Raw genomic sequence first — 26,648 nt, 5'->3', positions numbered from 1 at the left:
CTCAGGGGCGATAGCCCTGACTGAGCAACCAACTGCGGATCATCCGCGCTTGCTCAGGCTCCAAACCGGCCAGCACTTGCTCGGCCGGTTCATCTTTCAGGCGTTTCACCAACGGTGCCACCGCCACGCCCTGTACATGCCAGATTCCCAATGGCTGATCGGGGCTCACCACCAGCTCCACTTCATCCACCCAGCCCTCGCGAAGCACTGGGCCGGATTGCACCTGCAAGGCAGCAAAGTCCGCCTCACGGTGGGCCGGCTCCTGATCGGGCCAGCGGCTACGGGCCTGCCAGAACGGTGCGTCAGGCCATTGCTGCTCCTGAGCGTAGAAGTCTCGCCCGTTACGAGCGAAGCGCCAGAACAGGTGTTCGACCCGTTGCTGGTGAAACTGCAACGCCAGCGCCGCGCGCTCAGGCCGTAGCAGCAACGTGTTGATCACCGCTGGCGCCTGCAGGGCCGAAGACAGCGATTGGAAGATACCGTTGCCCGACAAGGGATCGACGGCCATCGCCGCATCGCCAACACGCAGCCATCCCTGCGCGCCGGTCTGCCGGCTGAGAATGGCCGTGCTGCTGCGGGCATGCAGGTGAAGGTCGTGTTCCTCGGCGGCGCCGAAAAAGCGACAGGCCATTTCCGACTGCTGACGCCGTGCACGGCAGTACTCCAGCAGTTCGGCCTTGTCGGGCAACTGAGTACTGGCAACGTCGAGGGTCAGTTGCCAGTAACAGCGGCCATCCGCTTGACGCGCCATCCACGCCCAACCATCGGCAAAACTCTGCACCGCGCTGGCATTCGGGCCCGGGCGCCCCTGCCAACGGTTCAACAGGCTCAGGGTTTCCGGCCCGCGCCAGGCCCTGCCCGACGACGCCTTGTTCGCCTGCGGTGCCTGTCGACCACGGGCTTCCACCAGAAAGTCGGCAAACACGGGCGCTGCACCTTCAAGCGTAACGCCCATCTGACCCGCGTCACGCTCGACACTCAGCACTCGTCCTTCGATCAACACTACCCCCGCCGCGTGCAAATCATCGCGCAGGCCTTGATCAAAGCGCGGCCGGTCGATCAGGTATTCCAGGTTCTGGGCCGTGCTCTGCCCGTTCCACTGCACCTGCCGCTGCGACGGCTCAGTTGCGCTGGCCAAGGCGTGCAACAACCCCGCCCCGCGCAGGCCTTCAAGGACACGCGGCGAAACGCCTTCCAGCGCGGCAAAGCGGCGCCACTCGCTGACCACGCACACCTCATGGCCGAGCCGCCGCAAGCCCAGGGCGACGGCAGCACCCGCCGGCCCGGCGCCAAGCACCAGTACCCGGCTCATGGCGCCAGCCGCCGTTCAGGACCGTGATAATGTGCCTGCCCATATAGCCAGTCACGGATCTCGCTGTTACTGGCTGCCGGGTGCTGCTGCAAGAACGCTGCGAGGTGCCCGGTCAGGGCTGCACACCCCAGGCTGGCACCCGACAGCCGCCCGTCGGCACTGCGCACACAAGCGCCGACATCAGCCTGGGCAGTACCCAGCCAGGTCCACTGCGACGGCAGGCAACGGGCATCACCGGTCACGCGCAATACTCCCGGATAGGCCGCGGGGTACACCGGTGCCCCTTGCGCTGGGCTCGAGGCACACAGCAGGATGCCGGCCTCCACCGCCAAGGCGCAGGCCTCACGCAGAGCGGGACGATCCTCGCGCAACCCCAGGCTCAGGTTGATCACCCGCACTTGGCAGGCGAGCAGCCATTCAATGGCGGCGGCGACCTGCAAGGCACTGGTCACCCCGCGCCCATCGAACACCTGCGCCACATACAAACGCGCCTCGCCCGCCCGCTCAAGTATGGCTGCTGATACCGCGCTGCCATGGCCCAACGCATCAGCCTCTGCTTCGCTTTCAAGCACACCGGCGTGTGCCAAGGCAAACCGGCGCGCAACCACTGGCGGTTGTCCGCTGACGTCATGGCCACTATCGACCACGCCAATACGCACCTCAGGCCTCATGCTTGACCGCTCCCACTGTGGATAACTGACCGTCGAACAACGCCAGGCGCAGATCGGCATCGGCCAGGGTCGAAGAACGGTGACTGATCAAAATCCGCGTACGCCCATGGAACAGTTGATCAATTGCGCCGATCACCTCACGCTCGGTCGCTTCATCGACCGCCGAGGTGGCTTCGTCCAACACCAGAATCAGTGGGTCCTGAAGCAAGGCCCGGGCAATCGCGATGCGCTGCTTCTGCCCACCCGACAGCTGCTGGCCACGTTCACCCAGCGGGCTGTCGAGGCCTTCGGGCAAGCTGGCGATGAGGCTGTCCAGTTGCGCCAGACGTGCGACTTCGGCAATCGCTTCACGACTGGCTTCAGGCACGCTGTAGGCGAGGTTGTCGGCCAGGCTGCCGCGAAACAGCACAATGTCCTGGCTAACCACCGCGACTCGCCGACGCAGCTCGAACAGGTCCAGCTCACGCAGGTCACAACCGCCCAGCACTATTCGCCCGGCCTGGGGATCGTAAAATCGCTGCAAGAGGTCGATCAACGTCGATTTACCCGCACCGGAAATACCGCTCAATGCCACCTTGCAGCCTTGAGGAATCGACGCCTGCACCTCACGTAACAACGGTGGCCGGCCAGGGTGGGCGAAACACACTCCCTCGAAATGCACGTCAGACGTGCTCGGCATCGCACGGGGTGATACCGGGTTGACCACGTTCGGCACCTCACCGCGCAGCTCCATCACCCGCCCAAGGCTGACACTCATGCGCTGCATCGACACGTACAAGCCGAGCAAGCTCTGCACCGGCCCCACGGCCATGCCCAGGTAGGTCGAAAAAGCGATCAGCGCCCCCAGTTGCCAGGTACCCTGCACCACCCAATAGCCGCCGACCAGAAAGGCACAGGCGCGCGACAGCGAAGTCAGGGTACCGGGGACCGCTTGGGTGAAGAACTCAGTGACCTGCAAACGCAGCAGTTGCTGCATGTAGCCCTGGCCGAGCCCATCAAGGCGTCGCGCTTCGCGCTGCTGTTGGCCAGCAGACTGAATGAACTTCATTGCTGGCAGGGTCTCGACCAGAAACGAAGACACATCCGCCGAACGCTCACGCAACTGGCGCACCTCACGTTCGACCTTGCGCCGCATCCAGCGCAGCCAGAGCACATCCAGCGGGATCAGCACCAGCGCCAGCAACGACAGTTTCCATGACAGCGCCAGCAGCATGCCCAGCGCACAGACCAGGCCGATCACGCTGGACACGGCCGAGAACAGCGAGTCGACGGCAAAGCGCTGGATCTCGGCCACGTCACCGTCGAGCCGCGACATCAAGTCACCAATCCGTCGCTGGCCGTAGAAGGTCGGCGACAAGCCCTGGAGGTGGCGATAGATTTCATCGCGCAGGGCAAACAGAATGCGCCCCGACAGACGCGTGTGCAGGTAGCGGTTGAGGCCAGACAGCAGCGTGCCGAGGATACCGGCCAGGACCATCACGCCGGCAATCGTGGCCAAGGCCGGGAAGTTGCGCGCCAGCAAGCCATCATCGATCAACAGCTTGGTCAGCCACGGCTGCACCAGCACCAGTAGCGTGGCGCACAAGGACAATCCCAACAGCCCGGCAATCGCCATGCGCTGCGGTCGAACGAAGCCGTACAGCCAGCGCAGCGACTGCTGCAAGGCTTCGGGGTCCTTGTGATCGATCAACCGGGCAAGCCAGCGCATCATGACTGCAACTGCTTGAACTTGCGGTAGAGCGTCGCGCGACTGATGCCCAGGTCCTGGGCGGCGGCCGAAACATTACCGTGATGGCGCTCAAGCGCCTGACGAATCAAGGTCAATTCGTTATCGCGTATCCGCCCGCTGGCCTGAGCCGCTTGGGTACCGCGCAACGTTTCGAGCAGGTTGTCCGGCAGGTGCTCAAGACCAAGTTCCTGCTCGCCCTCCTCGCGCATGGCCAGCAAGGTGCGTAGGGTCATTTCCAGTTGGCGGATGTTGCCCGGCCAGTGGTAACCGATGAACAGCGCCGACAACTCGTCTGACAGGTACGCCCCTTTGCCACCGAGTTTTTCCAACAGACTGGCAACCAGCACCATGAGGTCTTCCCGCTCACGCAGGGGCGGCAGTTGCACACTGATGCCATTGACCCGGTAATACAGGTCTTCACGAAAATGGCCCTCTTCGACCTGACGCTTCAGGTCACGGTGAGTGGCGCAGATCAAGGCAACGTCCAGGTCCTGTTCTTCTGCGGCCCCCAGCGGCGCTACCTTGCGCTCCTGCAGTACCCGTAGCAAACGAGCCTGCAAGGCCAGCGGCATATCACCGATTTCATCGAGGAACAGCGTACCGCCATGGGCCTGTTGCAAGCGCCCGACCACACCACCGCGCCGGGAACCGGTAAAGGCGCCCTCACGGTAGCCAAACAGTTCAGACTCGATCAGGCCTTCGGGAATTGCCGCACAGTTGACCGCGACAAAGGGCTTCGCTGCCCGTGGGCTGGCCAGGTGCAGGGCACGGGCGACCACTTCCTTACCGCTACCGGTCTCCCCCAACAACACCACGGGCAACTCGCTGACCAACCCTTGGCGGGCCATACGCAGAGCGCGCGCGTAGCGACTGTTGCCCGCCCCCAGGCTTTGCAGATCCGGATGCTCCGTGTTCGGGCGTGCACTGCGCCGGGGCGTGACCGGCACGCTCACTGCGCGCAACGGCACTTGCAGGGTCTTGTAGAAAAATGCGCCCTTGGCGGTCTCGATAGCGTCGACGCGCCCCAATTGCAGGCGCGCCAACCATTGTTCCAGGCGCATGCCCAGCAGGCTTTCACACTGTTGACCGACCAACTGCGGACGGGCTACACCCAGCAATTGGCAGGCCTGATTACTGGCGGCGAGGATCTGCCCGTCCAGCCCAAGGGCAACCAGCCCCTGCCAGGGCGAGTCGAGGAACTGTCGGCGGCTGTGAAAGGCCAGTACCACCTGGTCCGGGTAGCTGGTGTTGAACAAACGACCTTCAATCTGGCTCACTGCCAACGCCAGCAGCGCGGTGCGATCCTGCACCCGGCCCAACGGCCCTTGGCGAGTCAGATCGAGGACGCCCAGCAGGTCGCCCTGCGGGCAATGGATCGGCACCGAGGTGCAGGAATAATCACTGAGCCGCTCCAGATAGTGTTCGCCACAATCGATCTGGATCGTACGCGCCTCAACCAGTGCAGTCCCCAGGGCGTTGGTGCCACGTGCGGATTCACTCCAGCATGTGCCCGGCCTGATGTCGCCGAGGGCTGCATGCTTCAGGGCGTCAGCCTGGCCTTCAATGGTCAGGATGGTAGCGTCGGCGTTGGCCAGGATGATCACACTGTCCTTGCCCTGGCGCGCACGCAGGTAATCGATTTCGGCAGTGGCCGCATCCAGCAACACGCGGTTGCTGGCCAGCAGCAGGTCAAGGTTGGCCGAGGAACTCAGGTCGAAGTCGTGACGGCTGTTCAGCGGCACACCATGGCCCAGGCTACGGCGCCAGGAGGCATCAATTTCGGCACGCAGAATACCGTCGGGCAATTGCCCTTCCAGCGACAGCCGCTCTCGCGCAAGGCGAGCATCGAACGGCGGAACTTCAGTTGTTGTTTTTATTCTGTTCATGAGCTGCTCCGGATCGGATCGTCCGATTCAAGCAAGTCCTACGCCAACGAAACGGCGAGGACACCACTCCTGCTCTTTTACGTTAACGTAAAGCTTGCTGCAATCACCAAGCATCGTTTATCGCTAGTTCAGTAAGCCCAACGCCTTGGCGCGCGCCACCGCCTGGGTGCGTCGCTCCACGCCAAGCTTGCTGTTGATATGACTGGCGTGGGTTTTTACCGTGTGCAGGGAGATGAACAAGCGCTCGCTGATTTCCTGGTTCGAGCACCCCTGGGCAATCAACTCCAGTACCGCCAGCTCCCGCGCACTCAGAGCCTCGCTGGGGGCTCCTGACGTGTCGCTTTCAGGCACTGGCAACAACGCCAGCAAACTGGTTCGAACCGGTCCCACAGGTTGCCCAAGCAATTGCTCGCGCAGCCAACCCGGTTGTTCGTTCAGCAGGATCTGGAAGGGTTGCAGGGTACCGCCCTTCGCCGCCTCCAGGCTTTGCACCAGCAGGCTGCGGGCTTCACTCTCGCCGCCACTGGCCAGCTTCAGGGCCACCAACTGACACAACGCCATGACGCGCAGCAGTTGCCCGCCGTTGGCCTGACCTCGCTCATTCAAGGCGAGCAAGCGCTGCTCGGCTTGCTCGCTGCGCCCCTGTACGCGCTCCAGAAGTGCTTGCTGCAGCTCGATATGCAACGGCAACAGCGGGTGAAACTCTGGCGCAGCGGCGGCCAGTTTGCCGCCATAGGTCTGCCCCAGACGCTGCAACCAGGCCTCGGCCAGATCGATACGCCCTTGCGCCAACCACAGCTCACATTTAACCAGGGTGATCATTGCCAGATAGAAAATCGGTGGCACGTCCCAGATATGCATCAACCGCTCAGCTTCGGCGAGCTCGGCATACGCCTCGGTAAAGCGCCCTTCGCGGCCATCGAGCGTGGCGATCATGCAATGACCGATCAACACGCTGATGTCCCGACAGGCCCGCGCCTCGACCACACCCGCGCGCAGTCGGCTGCGACCGGCCTGGGGCTGCAGGCGCGCCGCCAGCAGATAACCTTCATACAGGGTCAAGCGAGCGCGCGCCGCGTACAGCCGCTGGGCCGAAAGCCCTTGCAGGCGCTGCAGGCCCTGGCGCACTTCATCCTGCGCCCGGAGTATTTCGCCACGGGCATGCAGCACGCGAGCCCGGTCGTAATGGGCCAAGGCCTCGAACAACGGGTTACCCACCCGCTGAGCCAACTCCAGGGCCTCACGGTTCCAGCCACGTGCACGCCAGAAATCACCATCGGCAATCGCCAGGTTGGACAAGGTCGACAAACACACCAACCGCTGTCCATAGCGCTTCTGCGGCAGACTGCGCAGGGCCTCAGTGCAATAGGCCAAGGTACGTGCACGATCACCACGCCCGCGAGCGATCACCCCACTCAAGGCCAGCCACTGCGCCAGCATCGACTTCTGAGCCGTGGCAGACGGTGCCGGCAGAAAACGGCTCAGATGGCTGGCCAGCTCTTCGGCGGCATCCAGCTGGCAGGCCAACCCCAGCGCCCAGCTGTACAGCACGATCAACCGCGGCGTGCTGACCAGCAGGCTGTCAGGCAAATCCATCTTCCAACGCAGCAGCATGCCAACGTTCTGTTCGGCCAGCAGTTGCTCTTCCGAGAGGTTCTGCACCAGGTTGGCAGCAACATCCAGATGACCGGCACGCAGCGCCTGCTCGACGGCTTCATCGAGCAAACCCTGGCTGTGAAACCAGCGGCAGGCGCGCAGGTGCAGGCTCGACAATGGCAGGCTGGTCTGCCGGCTGCGCAACAGGTCGGAAAACAGGTGGTGGTAACGGTACCAGCGGCCATTTTCGTCCAGCGGCACCAGAAACACCTGGTGCGCCTGCAAAAATCGCAGAATGTCGGCGCTGTCATGGCTCTCGCGCAGGGCATCGCAGAGTTCGCTGCAGAACCGTTCCTGACAGGCCGTGTCGTAAAGAAACGTCTGAACCTCACTGGGCAGGCAGTCGATCACCTCTTCGAGCAGGTAATCGCGAATCAACCCCTCTCCGCCATGCAGGGCCTGGGGCAAGGCGTTGTCGGCACCGGATTCGCTGGCCGCCAGCAACCAGAAACGCAGGCCGGCGACCCAGCCATCGCTACGCTGGATCAGGTTGTCCAGAGCCTGACCGCGCAGGGTTGTAGGGTGCTGTACAAGCACCGCGTGGGATTCATCCGGGGTCAGGCGCAAGTCCTGCTCGTTGAGTTCACACAGCTGGCGCGACAAACGCAGGCGCGCCAGGTGCCAATCGGGACGCTGACGGCTGGTGACCAACAGCACCAGACCGGGCGGCAAATGGTTGAGGAAGAACTGCAGGCAACGGTCGAGCACTGGCCCCTGAGCCAGGTGGTAATCGTCCAGCACGACCAACAACGGCTTGCTGGGCTGCAAGTGCCCGGCTAGATCGTCGAGCAGGCCGTCGAGCCATTCTTCAAAGGCGAAGGGTTGATGCCGCTGGCGCATCTTCAACAAGCCCAAGGCCTGTGCGCCCAGCGCCGGGTAATAGTGCTGAAGCCCTTCAAGCAGGCGTTCAAGGAAACGCCCCGGGTCGCCGTCGCGGCGGTTCAGGCTCAACCACAGGCTTTGCCAGTGCTCTTGCAGGCCCTGACAAAACTCCACCGCGAGCGAGCTTTTACCGAAACCCGCCGGTGCACTGACCAATAACAGGCGCCCGCCCAATCCGGCCTGCAAACGCTGGCACAGCCTCGGGCGTGGCACATGAGCGTCAGGCAATGGCGGACGATAAAAACGTCCCTCCAGGGCGCTGACGGCCAGGCTGGAAAATCCTTGCGTGCGGGACAGATCAGTCATGGCCGGCTCGTTTTGGTTTGGATTGTCGGCAGAACGGATCAGGGCAGACTAACGGCTTAACCTGCACATTTGAAGACAATTGCCGCGTGTTACCCAAAAAAGACTACAACAAAAAAAGTCAGGGCCACGCGCGCGCACATCGCATCAGCTACCAACGGATTGCCAGCCAAGCGATCGGCGCAAACAGAAACGCCCCGGCAAGCCGGGGCGTTCTGGGGATCACACGGAGGTTGCAGCGTTAGCGCACGCCGTCCTGGCGAAGCGCTGCAGGGGTGAAGTCACTGGTGTTGGCAGTGAAGCCGAAGTCGTAGGCTTTCTTCTCTTCGTTCTTCATGCCCAGTGCCAGGTAACGACCAGACTGCAGGTCGTAGATCGTCTCGAGGGTGTACCACGGCACCTGAACATTGTAGTAGTCCTGAGCGTGCGCTTCTGCCACACGCCACAGTTGGCCACGGCCATCGTAGTGGTCGATCACAGCGGCCTGCCAGGTGTCTTCATCAATGTAGAAGTCACGTTTGGCATAGATGTGCCGCTGACCAGGCTTGAGGGTCGCCACCACATGCCAGACGCGGCGCAGCTCATAACGGGTCAAATCCTGATTGATGTGACCGGCCTTGAGAATGTCCGCGTATTTCAGCGATGGCGAGTCGAGCTTGTAGCTGTTGGAGGCGATGTACATCTCCTTCTTGCCTTCAAGCTTCCAGTCGTAGCGATCCGGCGCGCCGTTGTACATGTCCAGGTTGTCGGAGGTACGTAAGCCATCCGCCGCCGTACCCGGGCCGTCATAGGACACTTGCGGTGCACGCCGCACACGGCGCTGACCGGCGTTGTAGACCCACGCCAGGCGCGGTTCCTTGACCTGGTCGAGGGTTTCGTGAACCAGCAGTACACCACCGGCCAGACGCGCTGGCGCAGTCACTTTCTGCTTGAAGTAGAAGAGGATGTTGCCCGGGTTGTTCGGGTCGTAATCCTTCATCTTGTCGCGGAAAACGAACTGGTCCTGGAAGTACACCAGGCTGTACGAGCCATTGGCCTGAGGGGTGGCCTGGGTCACCAGACGGGTCACGCTGCCGCCGCGATAACGGGTGATGTGGTTCCAGATGACCTCGACACCACTCTGCGGAATCGGGAACGGAATGGCTGTCTTGAAGTTCTCAAGGCCGTTACCACCCTGCACCAGCTTGGTGGCGGTGGCGTTTTCCTTGATCGCCGCAAACACCTCGTCAGGAACCGTGGAACCCCGGTGCGTCGGGTAGACCGGAATCGTGTAGGTGTCAGGGTAGCGCTTGAACATGGCGACCTGACCCGGCGCCAGCTTGTCTTTGTACTGATCGACGCTCTGCGCTGTGATGGTGAACAGCGGCTTCTCGTTACCGTAGGGGTCGGCGAGGAAACCCTTGGCATCCACCGCGCCGGCGGTTTTCGGCAACGGACTCCAGGCCGGGATCGAACCATTGGCGTTGGCGCCCTTTTCAGCCCCCATCGGTGTCAGGCTGGCGCCGAGCTTGGCAGCTTCGCTGGCGGGAACGGCTGCCATGACGCTGGTGGCCAGCAGGGTCAGGCCCAGCACACCGGCTTGCAGCAAACTCTTGGTTGTTTTCATAGTTGTGCTCTTCCTGAATCAGTGTGCTTAAAAGTTCACGCCGAAGCTGAGGGCGATGAAGTCGCGGTCGTCCACCGTGGTGTACTTGCCATCAAAGAAGTTGGTGTACGACAGGCTGGTGGTGTAGGTGTTCTGGTACTCGGCATCCAGGCCCAGGCTGACGGCTTTACGGCCTTCCTCGAAGTTGCCGCCAGGGCCTGGGGAGTAACCGGAAACGTCATGGGACCAGGCGATGTTCGGCTTGAGGTTGACCCCGGCAAAGACGTCGTTGTAATCCCAGATGGCGCGAGCGCGGTAACCCCAGGAGGTACTGGTGGTGAAACCATCATCTTCGCAATTGCGGCTGAGGTTGGCCGTTGAACCCGTACCAATGGTACGGTCGTTGAGTGCTTCACACGTGTTTGCACCGTTAGTTGCAGGCAGCGGACCAGGACCATAGACCGGGTCACGGCCATAACGGAGTTTGCTGGAATCCTCCAGGCCGCCCACATGGGTAATACCCAACTCACCGACAACGGTCAGGCGGCTGGCGCCCATGACCTGATCGAAGAAGTGAGTCAGGGTGGTCTGGAACTGGGTGACTTCCTTGCGACGGTAGCCATGCTGGTCCTCGCCCGGCACGCCGGTCAGCAGGGAAGCGTTGGCAAACGGGCCTGGGAGAGGTTGCACACCAGAGGGTCGCACAGCAGAGTATAAAATGTCGGTGGTATTTAGTTGCACCGGAGCGTTTGGCCGGTAGCTGATTTCACCACTCCAGGCCGTGCCAGTAGGCAAGGTCGTCGAGAAGCTCAGCCCGTAAAGGCGAATGTCCTCGGGGTACTCGACAAAGTAACTGGAGTTGCCCGCCACAATAAGCGGTGCTAGCGGGTTACCAGCAACCGCCGTATACACAGCCTTGTTTGCAGCGGTAGCGCTGAAAATTGGCGCGCGGCTGTGGTAGTTCATGAAGTACGCGCCAAATTCGGTATCCAGCGGATCGTACATGTACCGGAAAGCCACCCCGAACTGACCGCTGTCACGGGCATCACGGTCTGCACTGCGGCGCACCAGCACACCTTCCTCGTTGATATCGACGCCTCTGGACGCGAGAGTCGGCAGGAGCGCGCCAGGAACGCTACGGCTGCTGCTCAGCAGACGCAGGTTGTTCGAACAGCCATCCGCGATGATGTCCGGCTGGGAGAAGAAGGTGCCGCAGTTGTCCACTACGGTCTGGTCCCACTCGATCTGGTAGAACGCTTCGGCAGATAGGTTGTCGGTCAGGCTCTGGGAAACATAGAACATGTTGACCGGGATCAGGCCCTCCTTCACCTCGGCGCCTGGCCGGCGGAAAGCCGCAACATCGATTGGGTTGATCGAGTTGATGCCGTTACCGATAAAGGTACTTTCACCCCAGCTCACCACCTGCTTGCCCAGGCGCACCGAACCAGGTTGATCGGCGATGGAATAGTTGTGGTACACGAAGGCATCAAGAATCTGCCCGCCGGAAGACTGCGCGCCTTCCTTGCGGTTGGAGTCGCTGATGTCCTTGAACTCGCGGTGTTCATCCTTGAGCTCGAAGTCGTACCAGTACTTGCCGCGCACGAATACGCCGGTATCGCCGTACTTCAACTCCAGGTCGTGGATACCCTTGAAGATCTTCGAGAAGGTCTCACCGCGCTTGAAGTTCAGGTGGCCATCGTCAGACGTCTGCGAAAGCCCTTTGCCGCCGTTGTTCACCCCGATCAGGTTCTCGTTCGGCTTGGCTGTCGACCAACTGGCCCCCACGGACAGCGACGAATCGAATTGGCCTTCGATTTCACCGATGTTGAAACTGACGCCGAATGCAGGACCGGCGAGCGTAGAAGCGAGACTGACAGCCAAAGGCAGTTTTGCCCGGCGCCAAAACGGATGTGCAGATGTCATCGACGCTACTCCATGTTCTTTATTTTTATGGCAGTGAGTCCTTCCAGAAACGGCGCAATGGAATGCAGGGTCAATTGCCCCCCCTCCGCTCCTGGAAATCCCCTGCGCCGACTATAGCCAGCAGGTACCAGGGCTTGATCCCTCTAAAGTGTGATTTGCAGTGTGCAAGCATGCCGGCTTGGCACCGATGGGCATGCCACTGCCAAGGCGGCGCCAAGCATGGCTGAAAATTACCGTTTTACAAGTCGCGAGGTTTCTGGTTCGGGCTTCGCGCCTTGAGCGGCGCGAAGCCCGAGGGCTCAGAGGGTGGAGAGAAAGGTACTGTTACTGGCCTGCCATTGCATGACGTCGAGGCGGATGCGCTTTTTGTCGAGCTTACCGACACTGGTCTTGGGAATTTCAGTAACAAGGGCAATCTGGGTAGGGATCGCCCATTTGTTGATGTGGCCCAATTCCACGAACGGCTTGAGGTGTTCCTTGAGCCCCTTGGCGTCAATGCTGTGCCCCTCGCGCACCACCAACAATGCGAACGGCCGCTCACCCCATTGCGGATCGGCGATACCGACCACGGCGACCTCACGTACCGCAGGATGACGGCTGATCAGGTCTTCGAGCTCCAGCGAAGACACCCATTCACCGCCCGTCTTGATCACATCCTTGATCCGGTCGCGAATATCGATCACCCCCATGCTGTCCAGTGTGGCGACGTCGCCGGTATGCAACCAGCCGCCGTGCCAGAGCTCGGCGCCCTTCTGTTCCTCGCGAAAATACCCCATGGTCAGCCAAGGGGCTCGCAGCACCAGTTCACCCTGGGACTCGCCATCAGCAGGCAGGAAATTGCCGTCACTGTCGATGATCGCCGCCTCCACCAGGGGTACCGGTACGCCGGCCTTGATCCGGTAGGTGATGCGTTCATCTTCGTTGCCCGCGAGCAACTCGTCGTTCAGGTGAGCACAGGACACCAGCGGGCAGGTTTCCGACATGCCGTAGGCCGCCGTGAGCTGGATACCGCGCGCCTTGGCCGCCTCATAGAGCGCACGGTTCAGCGCGCTGCCTCCAATGATGATCTTCCAGCCTGCAAAATCTTCAGCCTGCGCGCCCTTGGCGTTGAGCAGCATCTGCAGGATGGTCGGCACGCAATGGGAGAAGGTGACCTTTTCCTTGCGCCACAGCTCGACCAGAAGTTCCGGGTCGTAACGTCCGGGGTAGACCTGCTTGACGCCCAGCATGGTCGCCACGTAGGGGATACCCCAGGCATGCACGTGAAACATCGGGGTGATCGGCATGTACACATCGTTGCTGCCAAGCAGGCGGACGCTGTCGATGCTGCCGGTCACAGCCGCTGCGCCCAACGTATGCAGCACCAGTTGCCGGTGCGTGAAGTACACCCCTTTCGGGTTACCGGTCGTGCCGGTGGTATAGAAGGTCGTTGCCACCGAATTTTCGTCGAAATCCGGGAAGTCATAATGCGGGCTGGCAGCGGCCAGTAGCTGTTCGTACTCACCGATCAGGTTCGGCAATTCGGCGGTTTTCGACTCACCATCGGTCAGCAGCAGCGTCTTTTCAACGGTGGTCAGGTGACCGGCAATGGCATGGTAGAGGCCGACGAAATCACTGTTGACCAGCACGAAACGGTCTTCGGCGTGATTCATCGTGTAGAGAATCTGTTCCGGCGAAAGGCGCACGTTGATGGTATGGGCTACCGCACCAATCATCGGGATAGCAAACATGCACTCCAGGTAACGGTGGCTGTCCCAGTCCATCACCGCCACCGTATCGCCCGCCTTGACCCCGGCCTCGGTCAATACGTTGGCCAGCCGTGCAATACGCTCATTCAGGGTGAGGTAGCTGTAGCGCAACTGGTCGCGGTAAACGATCTCGCGGGTTTTCTCGTAGCGGCTACCGGACATCAGCAGGCGCTTGATCAGCAACGGATACTCATAAGCGCCCTCGGCAGGGGCAATGACGCGAGTCTGCAACATGAAGTGTCCCTTTTCTGAAGTGCATGGTCTGGGTCAAAACAGACCTTCACTTTAGAACGCCGCTGCGCCGTCCAAATCAGCCAAAGGAATGATTTGAACGACGCCAGGATCAGCGGCCTGCCTGCAACGGCATCGTTCAATGCATCTCGGTAAACGCGATCTTGATGCCCAGCGCAACCAGTACAGCGCCCATGGCACGGTCGAACCAGTGCCCCATGCGGGCAAAACCGGCACGTACGCGCTGCTGGCTGAACAACATGGCGACGAGGCAGAACCACAGACCCGTGGCCAACGCCAGGTACACCCCATAGCCCGCTTGTACCAGCAGGGGGGTGTGAGGGTTGATGACCACCGTAAACAGCGACAGGAAGAACAAGGTGGCTTTCGGGTTCAGGCCGTTGGTCATGAAACCGGCAACAAACGCGCCGCGTGGGGTGCGCTCTACCGTTGCAGCCTGCACCTCATCGCTACCAGGCTTGGCGGGACCGGAACGCAGGGCCTTGAAGCCGATGTACAACAGGTACGCCGCCGCCAACCACTTCAGTGCGTTGAACAGCATGATCGATTGCGACACGATCAGCCCGATACCCAGCAGCGAATAGCCCACATGCAGGAAGATCGCCGTGCCCACGCCAAAAGCAGTCCAGGTGCCGGCACGTCGGCCATGGGTGACGCTTTCGCGAACCACGACCGCGAAATCCGGGCCAGGGCTGGCAACCGCCAGCAAGTGGATCAGGGCAACGGTGAGAAACTCAGCCCAATACATGGGAACTCCTTGTCTCGAATGTCAATAAGGTGCCTACCTTAGACCAGTGGACACCCAGAGCGACAGACACAGTTACCAATGATTTTTCGCTTGACTCTACCGTTAGGGGCAGACTCTACCCTCATCGACTTCATCCTGTAGTGGAGTCACCATGAGCAAACGTATTTTGGTCGTTCTCGGCCACCCCTCTTCCGACAGTTTCTGTGGCGCGCTGACCGATACCTATGTCAAGGCCGCCAGTGAAGCAGGCCACGAGGTTCGCCTGCTGAACCTGCCGGCGCTGGATTTCGATCCGGTTCTGCATGAGGGTTACAAGGAGATCCAGACGCTTGAGCCCGACCTGCTGGAGGCGCAGAAGCAGATTCTCTGGGCCGATCATCTGACCTTTGTCTACCCGATCTGGTGGGGTGGCATTCCCGCCTTGCTGAAGGGCTTCTTCGACCGTGTTTTCCTGCCCGGTTTCGCCTTCAAGTACCGTAGCGGCTCGGCGTTTCCAGACAAGTTGCTCAAGGGCCGCACCGCCCACCTGCTGGTGACCATGGACACCCCTCCGTGGTACTACCGCTGGTTCTACCGTATGCCCGGCCTGCATCAGATGCGCAAGACCACCCTGGAGTTCTGCGGCATCAAGCCAACCCGCACCCTGACCTTCGGGCCGATTCTCGGCTCCAAGCCGGCCCAACGGGAAACCTGGCTGGCCCAGACCCGAGCCGTCGCCAGTCGCTGAAACGCCCACGACGCCATCGCGCTGCCACCCTGGCAGCGTGATCCGCGGGTTCCCGCCCATGACGCCTTGTGTAAAGATGGCGCGCCAAACGTCACCCCACCGCCTCCAGCCCCGCACCTCCGGGTGAACTGGAGCGCTGGCATGTGCGTTGCCATCAATCAAGGAACGAAGGGACTATCGATGTACATCGGCAAAGCGGCCCAGCTTTCAGGCACCACCGTCAAATGCATCCGCCACTATGAAAAGATCGGTTTACTGCCCGAGCCCGTGCGCGAAGGCAAATACCGGATCTACAGCCAACAGAGCGTCGAACTGCTGTCATTCATCAAATGTGCTCAGCAATTGGGCTTCAAACTCAAGGAAATGCAGACGATTTTCAAGGATTACCGCGGAGAGGAAATTCCGTGGGACCTTGCCCAGCAGGCAATTGCCGATAAAAAGCACGAACTGCGCACCCAGATCGACAAGCTGCAAAGCCTGCATGATGGTCTGGTCGAATTCGAAGCCAGTGTTCAGGACGCACGTGAACAATGCAGCTTCGAGCAGAGCCGCCTGGAACAGGCGCAACCGACGGTGAACTGAAGTACGAAGAGCGCGAGTTTCCTGATCGAACACTGAACGCTAAGATCCTCGAGTAGCCCCGTTGCCCGTGCATCCATACCTTCTTGCCGACCTGGAATCCTTCCTCGATGAATACCCCTTACCGCGCTGTCTTCCTCGACCACAGTTCCCTTGACCTGGGCGACCTCGACCTCGGTACACTGCGTGAAGGCTTCGCTGAACTGCAGCTGTATCCTTCCAGCACACCGGACCAGGTGGTCGGACGCTTGCAGGGAGCAACCGTGGCAATCAGCAACAAGGTCGTGCTGGATGCCGCCACGCTGGCCGCCTGCCCGGACTTGAAGCTCATCCTGGTAGCCGCCACCGGCACCAATAATGTCGATCTGAGTGCCGCCCGAGCCCAAGGCATTGTCGTCAGCAACTGTCAGGGCTATGGCACTCCCTCGGTGGCTCAACACACCCTGGCCCTGTTGCTGGCCCTGGCCACACGCCTGACGGACTACCAGCAGGCTGTCGCAGCGGGTCGCTGGGCACAGGCGAAGCAGTTCTGTCTGCTGGACTTCCCGATTGTCGAGCTGGAAGGCAAGACACTTGGCATGCTCGGGCATGGCGAACTGGGTGGCGCGGTCGCGCGCCTGGCCGAAGCCTTCGGTATGCGCGTGTTGTTTGGCCAACTGCCAGGACGCCCACCCCGTGAAGATCGTCTGGCCCTTGATGAGCTGTTGCCACAGGTGCATGCACTGACCCTGCATTGCCCGCTCAATGACAACACCCGCAATCTGATCGGTGCCCGTGAACTGGCCTTGCTCAGGCCCGGCGCATTCGTCATCAACACCGCCCGTGGCGGGCTGATTGACGAGCAGGCATTGGCCGATACACTGCGCTCGGGCCACCTGGGTGGCGCCGCAACTGATGTACTCAGCGTCGAACCACCCGTTAACGGCAACCCACTGCTGGCTGCCGATATTCCAGGTCTGATTGTCACCCCACACAGCGCCTGGGGAGCACGTGAAGCTCGTCAACGAATCGTCGAGCAACTGCACGAAAACGCCCAGGCGTTTTTTGCCGGCCAGCCACGCCGGGTAGTCAGCTGACCCCCAGGCTTCTGGTAAACTCCGTCCCTTTTTCAGGAGCCGCCGTCCATGGACCCGCGCAGTGAAGTATTGCTTCGACAGGCTGACTTGTTTCAGGGCTCGCTGCTGCTTGCTGGCTTGCCCGCCGACGACCTGCTCGGCAAGCTGCCAGCGGCCCACGGTTGGAGCTGGCATGCTGGCGATCAGGCTGCGCTGCAGGCGCGCTTCAACGGTCGCAGCCATTTTGGTGTAGAGGTCACGCAGCAGCCGTTCGAGGCCGCGGTCCTGTTCCTGCCCAAATCCCGTGAATTGGCCAGTTACCTGCTCAACGCGCTGGCCTCACGCCTGGCGGGTCGCGAGTTGTACCTGGTGGGGGAAAAACGCGGCGGCATCGAGGGCGCGGCCAAGCAACTGCAGGCTTTCGGCAAACCACGCAAACTCGACAGCGCCCGCCATTGCCAACTGTGGCAAGTGACCGTCGATAACGCGCCTGAAGCGCCGAACCTGCACAGCCTGGCTCAACGGTTCGAGCTGCCATTGGCCGAGGGCGCGTTGACCGTGGTCAGCCTGCCTGGCGTGTTCAGCCATGGTCGGCTCGACCGCGGCAGTGCCCTGCTGCTTGAACACCTGGAGCAGTTGCCCGTCGGCCATGTGCTGGACTTCGGTTGCGGTGCCGGCGTACTCGGCGCAGTCGTCAAACGCCGCTATCCACAGAGCCAGGTAACCCTGCTCGATGTGGATGCATTCGCCGTCGAGAGCAGTCGCCTGACACTGGCCGCCAATGGCCTGGAAGGTGAGGTGATCTGTGGTGACGGTATTGATGCCGCGCCCGGCGATCTGGACCTGATCCTGAGTAATCCACCGTTCCATACGGGGGTACACACCAACTACCAGGCGTCAGAAAACCTGCTGCAAAAATCAGCCAAACATCTGAAAAAAGGTGGTGAACTGCGCCTGGTTGCCAACAACTTCCTACGCTATCAGCCGCTGATAGAAGCGGCCCTGGGTAACTGCCAACTGCGCATCGAAGCACAGGGCTTTCGGATCTACCAGGCAACCCGCAGTTAAAAACAGCACTTGCCGAATCGGCTTCGCCTAGGCAGAATCCGCTCCGTCCTAGGGGAGTAGTCTCCCGCGAGCGCCCTGCTCGCCCGGTACGCGTCAACATACTTGGTCCACAGACCATGGCGCGTGCGACCCACGGCCCGCAACGCGAGCCCAGGGTTTGACAAGACCTATGACACGCACACCTTACCCGGGGCGGGGAGGTCGTACGTGTCATAGCCGTGTCGACCCGCCCCCGTAGGAATCCTGATGCTTGAATCATTGCTTGTCCCGACCGCAATCGTTGCCCTCGCCGAAATTGGCGACAAGACCCAATTGCTCGCGCTTATCCTTGCTGCTCGTTTCCGCAAACCCTGGCCAATCATTGCCGGGATCATCGCCGCAACCTTGGCCAACCATGCCGCTGCCGGTGCGGTGGGTGCATGGGTCAGCAGCTTCTTCTCCGCCGTGACCTTGCACTGGATCCTTGCCGCTTGCTTCGCCGCCACCGCCCTGTGGACACTGGTTCCAGACAAGATGGACGATGACGAAGGCAGCACAGCACGGCGCTTCGGCCCGTTCCTGACCACGCTGATTGCATTCTTCATTGCCGAAATCGGTGACAAGACCCAAGTGGCCACCGTGATGCTGGCTGCCCAGTACCCTCACCTGATCCTGGTCATTCTCGGCACGACCCTGGGGATGCTGATTGCCAACGTCCCCGTGGTACTGGCAGGCAACTTTGCGGCCGAAAAACTGCCACTGACGCTGATTCGCCGCCTGGCCGCTGCAGCCTTCTTCGTGCTGGCAGCAGTAGCCGTCTATTCGGCGATGCAAGTCAGCGGCTGGATAAGCTGATACCGAACCACCCCCATCACGCGACGATGGAGCAGCGCCTCAACCGAAAGGCGCTGCGTTGATCGCCGGCAAGGGACAGGGCATTACTTCTTGGCTTGCTGGTACAGCGGCATCACTTTCGGGATGGCCGCTTGCAATGCGGCAATCCGGCTGCTGGAAGCCGGGTGAGTGCTCATGAACTCAGGCTGCGATGCGCCACCCGATGCCTGGTTCATCTTGTTCCACAAGGTGATCGCGGCATTCGGGTTGTAACCGGCACGTGCGGCCAGCTCAAGGCCAATCAAGTCGGCTTCGTTTTCATTGTCGCGGCTATTGGGCAGGGTCAGGCTGTACTGCACCACGGTATCGGCCAGCGCCATGCTGTCCTGACCCAGGCCGAGCAATGCACCGGCGCCTTGTTTGGCCATCTCAATGCCATACGCTTTGGACATGGCTTCACGCCCGTGCTCGCGCAAGGCGTGGGCGATTTCATGGCCCATGACCGCAGCGATTTCATCGTCGCTGAGTTTCAGCTTGTCGATCAGGCCACTGTAGAAAATGATCTTGCCGCCAGGCCCGCAGTTGGCGTTGAGCTCGTCACTCTGGATCAGGTTGACTTCCCACTGCCACTGCGCAGCATCGGGACGGAATTGTGGCGCCTGAGCGATCAGGCGATCTGCAATGGCCTTAACCCGACGCGCATTGTTGCTGGTCTTGTCGAGCACGCCCTCACTCGAAGCTTCGCCGAGGGTTTGCTGGTAAGACTGGGCATACATCTGGTTGACCTCATCGGTCGAGAGCATGCTGAACATGTACTGCTTGCGCTCAACGCCGACTGCACCGCCGCTGGTGGTATTGATTGCCTGGCAACCACTGAGCAGGACGCTGGCACTCAAGGCACCCATTACAAATAACTTACGCATGAAAACACTCCATTCAAACACGCTGCGTATCCTAGGCCGACTAGGATAACTACGCTATTGCCGTTCGAGAACATTTCATGAACGGTACTCATGCTTTTCAGCCTTCGAGCCGATAACGCTGTGCACGCGCGTTTACTTGTGCTCGGAGCCCCTAATGAAGTTCAAGTCGATCCAGTTTTCCGTGGCAGCCCTGGCTGGCGCCATCGTGTTAAGTATCGTTGCTGCGCTGGTGCTGTACGCCGTGTTCTCCGGCGCACGTACCCAGGCGCTGGTACAAAGCCGCACCCAGCAGCAATTTGAAACCGTCATTGAACAACGCCTGACAGCGCTGGCGCGCAACCAGGTCAGTCAGATCCAGCGCGGCCTCGAAGCACCACTGCTGATCGCCCGTAACCTGGCCACCAGTAACGCCATGCTGGGCATGAAGGACGCCGCCGGTAAACCGCTGCTGAACATCGAACGCGAACAACTGATCGCCATGGTCAAGCAGACCGTAGCGAACAACCCGCTGATCCTCGGCAGCTACCTGGGCTGGGAGCCGAATGCACTGGACCATGACGATGCACGCTTCGTCGGCACGTCGATCATCGGCATCGACAGCGCCAGCGGGCGCTTCCTGCCCTGGTGGTTCCGCAACGAGGACGGCAGCCTGGGCCTGGACAAGCTGGCCGACGTCAACGACCAGACACTGCTGGCCACCGGTGTTCGCGCCAGTGAGTATTACCTGTGCTCGAAAGACTCGAAAAAGGCCTGCGTCATAGACCCTGCACCCTATAAGGTCGGCGACAAGGTGATCATGCTCGCTTCGTTCATCGAGCCGATCATGGTGAACGGTCAGTTCCAAGGCATTGCCGGTGCCGACCTGTCGGTCAACTTCATTCAAGACATGCTCAAGACCGCCGACGGCCAGCTCTACAACGGCACGGGCGAACTGGCGCTGGTGTCCGGCAACGGCCGCCTGGTGGCCTACACCAAAGATGAAAACAAATTCGGTGAAAAAGCCAGCGACGTGCTGGGCGCCAATGAAGTCAAGGTATTGAACAGCCTGAGCGACGACAACCTGCGTTACGAGATGGACCGCAGCACCGGCCAGATCGAGCTGTTCCTGCCATTTCGCATCGGCAATACCGACGCTCGCTGGACCCTGATGCTGCAACTGCCGATCAGCGCAGTGATGGCCGACCTGAACACGCTGCAGAGCGATCTGAGCGAGCAACGCGCCACTGATATCACCGGCATGACACTGGTCGGCCTGGCCATCGCGGCCCTCGGCCTCCTGGTGATCTGGTTGTTGGCCGTTGGCATCGCCCGGCCTCTGCGACAAATGGTAGCCATGCTCAACGACATCGCACAGGGTGAAGGCGATCTGACCCGACGCCTGAGCAGCGACCGCAGCGACGAGCTGGGCGCCATTGCCAAAGGCTTCAATACCTTCCTGAGCAAACTGCAGGCAATGATCACCCAGGTGGTCAGCTCAGTGCAGAAAGTCAGCGACTCCTCAGAGCACACCGCCGATATCGCCATTCGCACCAACCAGGGCGTACACAAGCAAATGGCCGAGATCGACCTGGTGGCGACTGCGGTACATGAAATGACCGCCACCGCACAGGACGTGGCGCGTAACGCAACCCATGCGGCCCAAGCCGCCAGCAGCGCCGATCAAGCGGCCAACGAAGGCTTGCAGATCGTGCGCAGCACCTCCAACTCGATCAGCGCACTGGCCAGTGAAATCGGCCGTGCCGTCGGCGTCGTGCAAACCCTGGCCCGCGACAGCGAGAACATCAATGCAATTCTGGTGGCGATCCGCGCAATCGCCGAGCAGACCAACCTCCTGGCCCTGAACGCAGCGATCGAGGCCGCCCGCGCTGGCGAGCAGGGTCGCGGTTTTGCAGTAGTCGCCGACGAAGTACGCAACCTGGCACAGAAAACCCAGAAGGCCACTGAAGAAATTCAGCACATGATTCAGCAGTTGCAACAAGGCACCCGCGAGGTCGTCAAGGTCATGGAAGACAGCCAGGGCAAAACCGACGACAGCGTGCAACAAGCGGCCAAGGCTGCCGATGCACTGGAGAGCATCACCCGGGCCGTATCGGTGATCAACGACATGAACAACCAGATTGCCAGTGCGGCGGAAGAACAAAGTGCGGTGGCCGAGGATATCAACCGCAACGTGATCAACATTGGCCAGGTGGCCAACGAGGTCGCCGGTGGCGCCGACGAGTCCAGCAGCGCCAGCGCCGAGCTGACCAAACTGGCTGAGCAGCAGCGGCGCTTGATCAACCAGTTCCGGGTGTAAGCGTCCACACACCTGACGTCCGCCTTACGCTGGCGTCAGGCACTCCGGCGCATTGAGCTTCGGATCATTGACCAGGTTCGCCAGTACCCGCTCACGCAGTGCAGCGGCGGGGCTGGCCAGCAGGCTGTGCAGCTCGGCCAATGGGGTCTCAGGGTTCAACCAGGCGGCCTGCCCCGCCTCGTCGAGGATGAGCGGTCGGCGCTGGCTCATCGCCGCCTGGGTCACTACCGCCGTACTCAGCCAGATCTGCTCCTGTACCGGGTAAGCCTCCCAAACGGCCGCAAAAAACAACGAAGCCCCCTCCCCCGGCGTCAGCCAGTAAGGCCGTTTGCGCACCGAACCACGCCATTCGTAAAAGCCGTTGGCAGGCATCAGGCAGCGACGCGAGCGGAAAGCATCGCGGAACATCGGTTGTTCCGCCAGGGTTTCGGCGCGGGCGTGGGCCGGCGTACGCGACAGGTCGGTCAGCCAGGCCGGTGTCAGCCCCCAGCGCGCTCTGGCAAGCACCAGGTTATCGTCGATACGGCGCTGTATCAGCACCGAGGCACCGGGTGAGATGTTCCACTGCGCCTGCTGGTCGGCAGGAAAGCCGGGCAAGGCAGCAAAGGCCGAAGACCAGCGAAACAGGGCATAACGTCCACACATGAGGCAAGCAACCTAGCAAATCAGAATACCGGGGAGGCTCTCCGGTTCATCACCCGCAAGGGGCTGGGCAACATTGTACTCGGCGATCAGCCGACGTGCGCGCTCTGCCTGTTCATCTGGCACCGTCAAGCCCAGCAGCCCCTGCATGGGAAGCTCGCCGACGCCGCCCGTCAGGTGACGTCCTGCCAGATGCACTTCGATGCCTTCGCTGGCCAGCATACCGACGAGCAGTTCGGCCTCCAGCAAGTTCTCCGGCTCATAGATCCGTTGCATCACTCATCCTCGCGCTTTAGATCGAGCATCCACTCATCACCATGGACCTGCAGTACGAACAGAATCGGTCGACAACACACAGGGCAGTCCTCGACATACTGCTGATCGCCCCCCGACAGGTCGAGCACCGCTTCAAACTCTTCCCCACAGTAGGGACAATCATGCAACTCAGTCTCTAGCATCGCGGCCTCCAGCGTGACTTGTGCGTATAATCACCGGTCTATTTACAGGCCCTTGGCGTGTCTGAGCCGTTTTTTCAGACCCAGGCCTTACTATTACCCTAGCCGTTTCCAACAAGAGAGCATGATGGGCGAATTCGATGCCATCCGACCGTACAACGACGCTGAGGTCCCTGCCGTCCTGGCACGCCTGCTCAGCGACCCGGCTTTCCTCGATATCCTCACCCACTTTCGCTTCCCACGCATGGCCAGCACTTTCGGCTGGCTGCTCAAGCCACTGATCGCCCGCCGCCTGCGCCAGGAGTTCGCCGGGGTCAGTTGCGTCTCAACGTTGCAGGACAAGGTCGAGTTCTACGTCGATCAGACCATCGAGCGGGCGACTGACGGCGTGACCTACACCGGTGTCGAAGGGCTCAAGTCCGGTACCGCCTATCTGTTTCTGGCCAACCACCGCGACATCGTGATGGACCCGGCCTTCGTCAACTACGCCGTATACCACGCCGGCCTGCCGACCCCGCGCATCGCCATCGGTGACAACCTGCTGCAGAAGCCATTTGTCAGCGACATGATGCGCCTGAACAAAAGCTTCATCGTGCACCGCTCGTTGACCGGCCGCCGGGAAAAACTGGCGGCCTATCAGCTGCTTTCGGCCTACATCAACCACTCGATCCGTACCGACGGCCAGTCGATCTGGATTGCCCAGGCTGAAGGCCGGGCGAAAGATGGCGATGACCGCACCGATTCAGCGATCCTCAAGATGTTCCACATGAGCCGCAAGGATGAACCGTTCGGCGAGGTGATTCGCTCGCTGAACCTGAGCCCGGTGTCGATCAGCTATGAATACGACCCATGCGACCTGGCCAAAGCCCGGGAGCTGTACATTCGCGCCACCACCGGCAGCTACACCAAGGCGCCGGGTGAAGACGACCTGAGCATTGCCCAGGGCATCACTGGCTACAAAGGCCGGGTGCACATCAACTTCGCAGCACCGATCACCGAAACGTACGACGATACAAAGCAGTTGGCAGCGGCTATTGATCGGCAGATTCTTGGTGGCTACCGGCTGTTCCCGGCGCATTACCTGGCCTATGCCCAGTGGACTGACGCAGACCCGACCCTGCAGGTGCCAAAAGCCTCCGAGCTGTTCGCCGCAGACGAACTGGCCAAGGCACAGGCCGAATGGCAGCGCCGACTGGACGCCTGCCCGGCCGAACATCGGCCTTATCTGGTGCTTCAGTATGCGACGCCGGTACGTAATCAGTACCGGGTCAAGGCGGGGCTGGCGCTCTAACCAAACGCCCGTTGCAGGAGCCAGCCTTGCTGACGAGCCAGGTGCCGCGTATCGGAGAGTGCGCCGCACCTATCGCCAGCAACGTCGGCTCCTGAACAGGCAGGGCACGCTCGCCCTTTGCGACTCAGGCCCAGGTGCTGACCCAGGACAACAGCAACGCCATGGCCAGGAAGGCAAAGCCCAACGCGTAGTAGAAACGATTGACCCGCACGATCATCACATCAAGCACGGCCTCGCCCGCCGGCAAGTTGGCCAGGGCACGCGCCTGGCGACGTCGAGCACTGTGCAACAGAAAGCTGCCCGGACAGGTCAATACCAACGCCAACAGGTTGATCAGCTTGGCGGGATGGGCGGCCATCAGCCCCCAGAACATCTGCAGCGACATCGAAAACCTCGTGTAGGCGAAACAGGACAACCAGAGGCCGGCATTCTACCCAAGCCTTGGCTCGAGTCCTGCGATTTGCGACAAACGACCTGATGACCGGTGTCATCTTTTCGTCATCCCCGTAAGCCACTCTATCGGCCCTTGCAACGACACGGAGCTTTGTCATGCTGCACGCCGAAAATCAGGATCGCCTCTACCTGATCGCCCAGAGCGATGAACAGCAGGCGCTGATCGACGGTCTGGCGTTCAACGTTCAGGACCGCCAGTGGCTGGTGTATTGCGCACTGGGCGGCCATGCTCACGATGATCTGCCCGAAGTCGACAGCCAGACCGGTATCAGCATGCTGGATTTCTACGTCGAAGCGGCCTGATGCCTGCCATCACGAAAAAGCCCGCTACCTGGGTTCAGGTAGCGGGCTTTTTGCGAAACACGCGTTGGGTTATTCGCCCAGAACCTGACCGACGGTCGGGTCCTTGAACAAACGGGTCAGCGCGTCGCTGAGCACATCACTCACCAATTGGGTATTGGTGTCCTGATTCGGCGCCATGCCGAAACGCTGGTCCAGAGAGGCGCCGTAGCGACCACTGTAACGACGATTGGCGTTAGCGACGTCGGCACGGAAGGTGGCACCGATGGTCGCCTCGGTCACATACAGGCCTTCCTTGGGCGACTGGTACTTCAATTCGACCAGCGTCACCGTCAACTGTGGCGCGTTATAGGCATTCGGCGTTGGGGTGAAACCCAGCAAACGTACGGCAGCCTCGGCCTGAGCCTGCAACTTTGGCTGAATATCGTTACCAGAAACCGTAATGGCGCTGGTTTCCGGGTACAGGCCACCGCGGGTGCCCAGGGTTTGCGAAGCGCGACCATCAACCACGCGTACCACCACCGGTTGACCATGGCCAACCGGCGCAAGCTGGGCGGTGAGCTTCGGTTGCGGGCTGAGTTGTTGCGGACTGTGGGCACAACCGACCAGCGTCAGACTGGTCACAGCGATCAAACCGAACAACAGACGGTGCAACATGCGCATCTCTCCAGGAATAGCAACAAAGGACGTCAGTATAACCAGCACCGACGGTAGCAGCCATCGGCTGGCCACTAGCGAATCAGACCGGACGAACGGCCAGCAGTTCGCTGTAAACATTACGTAATCTACTGGCAGTTATGCTTGATACCCGTCCTCACAGGTATGCCGCCATGAACAGGCTCTGGTCACTGCTGCTCAAACGCCAGCCCAAACGCTGCTTTGCCCAACTCGATGGCGCGGGGCTGTGCCAGGCATTCAAGCACTGCAGCGACGCACCGATTGGCAGCCATTGGGTGGAGATCAACGAAGTTCGGCTACATTGGCTGAACCGTCCATTGCCGACCAGCGCCAAGGTCGCACCTCGCGCAACGCCCCCTCGCAACCAGCGCTCCCTTGCCGCCTGACGACAGGTTCAAGAAATGTCGCTAAAAAGGTCGTTTCTGCCGGAGACCTCGTTATAATCTCCCCCCGATTATAAGGACGTCTCCTGATCGGGCCTCGCAGCACCGTCAATGTTAGCCATTGGCATCCTCCGCACCGCCCACAGAGAGCCTTCCACACAGGTCTTGCACCAGCTGGCGTGTCTGATTCATTCGACCCCTGCTCTGCACAGAACCTGCCGGGTCTGCCATCGCGCAGCCCATTTTGAGGTTCACGTCTCCAAAAGAGCGTGAAAAAACGGGTTTTCACA

24 protein-coding genes, 1 pseudogene and 1 riboswitch are annotated in these 26,648 nt (G+C 61.0%); of the genes and pseudogenes, 10 read left to right on the top strand and 15 right to left on the bottom strand.

Going from position 1 to position 26,648, the window contains the following annotated elements; translation table 11 throughout:
* Window position 1: 1 nt before the first annotated feature.
* The 9 genes from qhpG to IE038_RS10510 form a co-directional block, all read right to left on the bottom strand.
* A complete protein-coding gene (gene qhpG, locus IE038_RS10550; RefSeq protein ID WP_189395583.1) occupies window positions 2-1,312 on the bottom strand; it encodes a flavin-dependent monooxygenase QhpG in 1,311 nt (436 codons plus the stop codon).
* Complete coding sequence (gene qhpE / locus IE038_RS10545) at window positions 1,309-1,983, bottom strand: subtilisin-like serine protease QhpE (protein ID WP_163936067.1); 675 nt, start codon at window positions 1,981-1,983, stop codon at window positions 1,309-1,311. The genes qhpG and qhpE overlap by 4 nt, the downstream gene beginning before the upstream one ends.
* Window positions 1,973-3,694, bottom strand: a complete 1,722-nt coding sequence (locus IE038_RS10540; protein WP_163936070.1) for an ABC transporter ATP-binding protein — start codon at window positions 3,692-3,694, stop codon at window positions 1,973-1,975. Before IE038_RS10540 ends, qhpE begins: the two co-directional genes overlap by 11 nt.
* Window positions 3,691-5,598 carry a sigma-54-dependent Fis family transcriptional regulator gene (locus tag IE038_RS10535; RefSeq protein WP_163936072.1) on the bottom strand — a complete coding sequence of 636 codons (1,908 nt, stop codon included), beginning with the start codon at window positions 5,596-5,598 and terminating at the stop codon, window positions 3,691-3,693. The genes IE038_RS10540 and IE038_RS10535 overlap by 4 nt, the downstream gene beginning before the upstream one ends.
* A gap of 123 nt (window positions 5,599-5,721) precedes the next feature.
* Window positions 5,722-8,442, bottom strand: coding sequence for a winged helix-turn-helix domain-containing protein (locus IE038_RS10530; RefSeq protein WP_189395582.1), 2,721 nt, complete (start codon window positions 8,440-8,442; stop codon window positions 5,722-5,724).
* A gap of 238 nt (window positions 8,443-8,680) precedes the next feature.
* Entirely contained in the window at window positions 8,681-10,045 is a 1,365-nt protein-coding gene (locus IE038_RS10525; protein WP_163936076.1) for a DUF1329 domain-containing protein, read from the bottom strand.
* 27 nt (window positions 10,046-10,072) lie between these two features.
* Window positions 10,073-11,947, bottom strand: a complete 1,875-nt coding sequence (locus IE038_RS10520; protein ID WP_189395581.1) for a DUF1302 domain-containing protein — start codon at window positions 11,945-11,947, stop codon at window positions 10,073-10,075.
* A gap of 299 nt (window positions 11,948-12,246) precedes the next feature.
* Window positions 12,247-13,929, bottom strand: a complete 1,683-nt coding sequence (locus tag IE038_RS10515) for a fatty acid--CoA ligase (protein WP_189395580.1) — start codon at window positions 13,927-13,929, stop codon at window positions 12,247-12,249.
* 136 nt (window positions 13,930-14,065) lie between these two features.
* Entirely contained in the window at window positions 14,066-14,695 is a 630-nt protein-coding gene (locus IE038_RS10510) for a LysE family translocator (protein WP_163936079.1), read from the bottom strand.
* Window positions 14,696-14,846: 151 nt separating this feature from the next.
* Here IE038_RS10510 and IE038_RS10505 point away from each other — a divergent pair, with 151 nt between their 5' ends.
* The 5 genes from IE038_RS10505 (at window position 14,847) to IE038_RS10485 (ending at window position 18,958) form a co-directional block, all read left to right on the top strand.
* Window positions 14,847-15,422 carry an NAD(P)H-dependent oxidoreductase gene (locus tag IE038_RS10505; RefSeq protein WP_163936082.1) on the top strand — a complete coding sequence of 192 codons (576 nt, stop codon included), beginning with the start codon at window positions 14,847-14,849 and terminating at the stop codon, window positions 15,420-15,422.
* Between the two features lie 180 nt (window positions 15,423-15,602).
* Window positions 15,603-16,004: a MerR family transcriptional regulator gene (locus IE038_RS10500; RefSeq protein WP_189395579.1), complete on the top strand. Its 402-nt coding sequence runs from the start codon at window positions 15,603-15,605 to the stop codon at window positions 16,002-16,004.
* 107 nt (window positions 16,005-16,111) lie between these two features.
* Complete coding sequence (locus tag IE038_RS10495; protein WP_189395578.1) at window positions 16,112-17,077, top strand: 2-hydroxyacid dehydrogenase; 966 nt, start codon at window positions 16,112-16,114, stop codon at window positions 17,075-17,077.
* A 48-nt stretch (window positions 17,078-17,125) separates the two neighbouring features.
* Window positions 17,126-18,124, top strand: coding sequence for a methyltransferase (locus IE038_RS10490; RefSeq protein WP_189395577.1), 999 nt, complete (start codon window positions 17,126-17,128; stop codon window positions 18,122-18,124).
* Between the two features lie 38 nt (window positions 18,125-18,162).
* A riboswitch (yybP-ykoY riboswitch) is annotated at window positions 18,163-18,283 on the top strand.
* A gap of 87 nt (window positions 18,284-18,370) precedes the next feature.
* Window positions 18,371-18,958 (top strand): TMEM165/GDT1 family protein, encoded by a 588-nt coding sequence (locus tag IE038_RS10485; protein WP_065759148.1) that lies wholly within the window; start codon window positions 18,371-18,373, stop codon window positions 18,956-18,958.
* Between the two features lie 83 nt (window positions 18,959-19,041).
* Here the strand turns inward: IE038_RS10485 and IE038_RS10480 are convergent, their stop codons facing one another.
* Complete coding sequence (locus IE038_RS10480) at window positions 19,042-19,860, bottom strand: M48 family metallopeptidase (RefSeq protein WP_189395576.1); 819 nt, start codon at window positions 19,858-19,860, stop codon at window positions 19,042-19,044.
* 154 nt (window positions 19,861-20,014) lie between these two features.
* Between IE038_RS10480 and IE038_RS25265 the strand changes: the two are divergent.
* Window positions 20,015-21,301 (top strand): annotated as a pseudogene (locus IE038_RS25265) (methyl-accepting chemotaxis protein); the annotation flags it as partial.
* A 12-nt stretch (window positions 21,302-21,313) separates the two neighbouring features.
* Window positions 21,314-22,156 carry a methyl-accepting chemotaxis protein gene (locus IE038_RS25255; protein ID WP_438810759.1) on the top strand — a complete coding sequence of 281 codons (843 nt, stop codon included), beginning with the start codon at window positions 21,314-21,316 and terminating at the stop codon, window positions 22,154-22,156.
* 24 nt (window positions 22,157-22,180) lie between these two features.
* Here IE038_RS25255 and IE038_RS10470 read toward each other — a convergent pair whose 3' ends face one another.
* The 3 genes from IE038_RS10470 to IE038_RS10460 are packed head-to-tail and all read right to left on the bottom strand — an operon-like array spanning window position 22,181 to window position 23,256.
* The gene (locus IE038_RS10470) at window positions 22,181-22,801 is read right to left on the bottom strand and encodes an SOS response-associated peptidase (RefSeq protein ID WP_189395574.1); all 621 of its coding nucleotides are present in this window, start codon (window positions 22,799-22,801) and stop codon (window positions 22,181-22,183) included.
* Window positions 22,802-22,813: 12 nt separating this feature from the next.
* Window positions 22,814-23,074 carry a putative signal transducing protein gene (locus IE038_RS10465; RefSeq protein WP_189395573.1) on the bottom strand — a complete coding sequence of 87 codons (261 nt, stop codon included), beginning with the start codon at window positions 23,072-23,074 and terminating at the stop codon, window positions 22,814-22,816.
* The gene (locus IE038_RS10460) at window positions 23,074-23,256 is read right to left on the bottom strand and encodes a CPXCG motif-containing cysteine-rich protein (protein WP_163936927.1); all 183 of its coding nucleotides are present in this window, start codon (window positions 23,254-23,256) and stop codon (window positions 23,074-23,076) included. Before IE038_RS10460 ends, IE038_RS10465 begins: the two co-directional genes overlap by 1 nt.
* 121 nt (window positions 23,257-23,377) lie before the next feature.
* Between IE038_RS10460 and IE038_RS10455 the strand changes: the two genes are divergently transcribed.
* Window positions 23,378-24,544: a 1-acyl-sn-glycerol-3-phosphate acyltransferase gene (locus IE038_RS10455; protein ID WP_189395572.1), complete on the top strand. Its 1,167-nt coding sequence runs from the start codon at window positions 23,378-23,380 to the stop codon at window positions 24,542-24,544.
* A 124-nt stretch (window positions 24,545-24,668) separates the two neighbouring features.
* Here the strand turns inward: IE038_RS10455 and IE038_RS10450 are convergent, their stop codons facing one another.
* Window positions 24,669-24,929, bottom strand: coding sequence for a hypothetical protein (locus tag IE038_RS10450; RefSeq protein ID WP_163936924.1), 261 nt, complete (start codon window positions 24,927-24,929; stop codon window positions 24,669-24,671).
* Between the two features lie 164 nt (window positions 24,930-25,093).
* On the opposite strand from IE038_RS10450, the gene IE038_RS10445 reads away from it, so the two are divergent.
* Window positions 25,094-25,300: a hypothetical protein gene (locus IE038_RS10445; protein WP_163936921.1), complete on the top strand. Its 207-nt coding sequence runs from the start codon at window positions 25,094-25,096 to the stop codon at window positions 25,298-25,300.
* A gap of 69 nt (window positions 25,301-25,369) precedes the next feature.
* Here the strand turns inward: IE038_RS10445 and IE038_RS10440 are convergent, their stop codons facing one another.
* Complete coding sequence (locus tag IE038_RS10440; protein WP_163936918.1) at window positions 25,370-25,954, bottom strand: YajG family lipoprotein; 585 nt, start codon at window positions 25,952-25,954, stop codon at window positions 25,370-25,372.
* Between the two features lie 173 nt (window positions 25,955-26,127).
* On the opposite strand from IE038_RS10440, the gene IE038_RS10435 reads away from it, so the two are divergent.
* Complete coding sequence (locus IE038_RS10435; protein WP_163936915.1) at window positions 26,128-26,361, top strand: hypothetical protein; 234 nt, start codon at window positions 26,128-26,130, stop codon at window positions 26,359-26,361.
* The last annotated feature ends 287 nt before the right edge of the window (window positions 26,362-26,648 follow it).

Origin of the sequence: Pseudomonas laurentiana (genome assembly GCF_014648275.1) — a bacterium.
GTDB lineage: Bacteria > Pseudomonadota > Gammaproteobacteria > Pseudomonadales > Pseudomonadaceae > Aquipseudomonas > Aquipseudomonas laurentiana.
The sequence above is the reverse complement of the archived record's forward strand: the minus strand, read 5'-3'. Positions and strand labels throughout refer to the sequence as shown.

Coding starts and splice junctions, on each gene's coding strand:
- IE038_RS10490 (WP_189395577.1), top strand. CDS start 17,126: ATGGACCCGCGCAGTGAAGTATTGCTTCGACAGGCTGACTTGTTTCAG.
- qhpE (WP_163936067.1), bottom strand. CDS start 1,983: ATGAGGCCTGAGGTGCGTATTGGCGTGGTCGATAGTGGCCATGACGTC.
- IE038_RS10450 (WP_163936924.1), bottom strand. CDS start 24,929: ATGTCGCTGCAGATGTTCTGGGGGCTGATGGCCGCCCATCCCGCCAAG.
- IE038_RS10495 (WP_189395578.1), top strand. CDS start 16,112: ATGAATACCCCTTACCGCGCTGTCTTCCTCGACCACAGTTCCCTTGAC.
- IE038_RS10440 (WP_163936918.1), bottom strand. CDS start 25,954: ATGTTGCACCGTCTGTTGTTCGGTTTGATCGCTGTGACCAGTCTGACG.
- IE038_RS10485 (WP_065759148.1), top strand. CDS start 18,371: ATGCTTGAATCATTGCTTGTCCCGACCGCAATCGTTGCCCTCGCCGAA.
- IE038_RS25255 (WP_438810759.1), top strand. CDS start 21,314: ATGATCACCCAGGTGGTCAGCTCAGTGCAGAAAGTCAGCGACTCCTCA.
- IE038_RS10520 (WP_189395581.1), bottom strand. CDS start 11,947: ATGACATCTGCACATCCGTTTTGGCGCCGGGCAAAACTGCCTTTGGCT.
- IE038_RS10465 (WP_189395573.1), bottom strand. CDS start 23,074: ATGCAACGGATCTATGAGCCGGAGAACTTGCTGGAGGCCGAACTGCTC.
- IE038_RS10515 (WP_189395580.1), bottom strand. CDS start 13,929: ATGTTGCAGACTCGCGTCATTGCCCCTGCCGAGGGCGCTTATGAGTAT.
- qhpG (WP_189395583.1), bottom strand. CDS start 1,312: ATGAGCCGGGTACTGGTGCTTGGCGCCGGGCCGGCGGGTGCTGCCGTC.
- IE038_RS10510 (WP_163936079.1), bottom strand. CDS start 14,695: ATGTATTGGGCTGAGTTTCTCACCGTTGCCCTGATCCACTTGCTGGCG.
- IE038_RS10500 (WP_189395579.1), top strand. CDS start 15,603: ATGTACATCGGCAAAGCGGCCCAGCTTTCAGGCACCACCGTCAAATGC.
- IE038_RS10455 (WP_189395572.1), top strand. CDS start 23,378: ATGATGGGCGAATTCGATGCCATCCGACCGTACAACGACGCTGAGGTC.
- IE038_RS10505 (WP_163936082.1), top strand. CDS start 14,847: ATGAGCAAACGTATTTTGGTCGTTCTCGGCCACCCCTCTTCCGACAGT.
- IE038_RS10460 (WP_163936927.1), bottom strand. CDS start 23,256: ATGCTAGAGACTGAGTTGCATGATTGTCCCTACTGTGGGGAAGAGTTT.
- IE038_RS10540 (WP_163936070.1), bottom strand. CDS start 3,694: ATGATGCGCTGGCTTGCCCGGTTGATCGATCACAAGGACCCCGAAGCC.
- IE038_RS10435 (WP_163936915.1), top strand. CDS start 26,128: ATGAACAGGCTCTGGTCACTGCTGCTCAAACGCCAGCCCAAACGCTGC.
- IE038_RS10530 (WP_189395582.1), bottom strand. CDS start 8,442: ATGACTGATCTGTCCCGCACGCAAGGATTTTCCAGCCTGGCCGTCAGC.
- IE038_RS10445 (WP_163936921.1), top strand. CDS start 25,094: ATGCTGCACGCCGAAAATCAGGATCGCCTCTACCTGATCGCCCAGAGC.
- IE038_RS10525 (WP_163936076.1), bottom strand. CDS start 10,045: ATGAAAACAACCAAGAGTTTGCTGCAAGCCGGTGTGCTGGGCCTGACC.
- IE038_RS10480 (WP_189395576.1), bottom strand. CDS start 19,860: ATGCGTAAGTTATTTGTAATGGGTGCCTTGAGTGCCAGCGTCCTGCTC.
- IE038_RS10535 (WP_163936072.1), bottom strand. CDS start 5,598: ATGAACAGAATAAAAACAACAACTGAAGTTCCGCCGTTCGATGCTCGC.
- IE038_RS10470 (WP_189395574.1), bottom strand. CDS start 22,801: ATGTGTGGACGTTATGCCCTGTTTCGCTGGTCTTCGGCCTTTGCTGCC.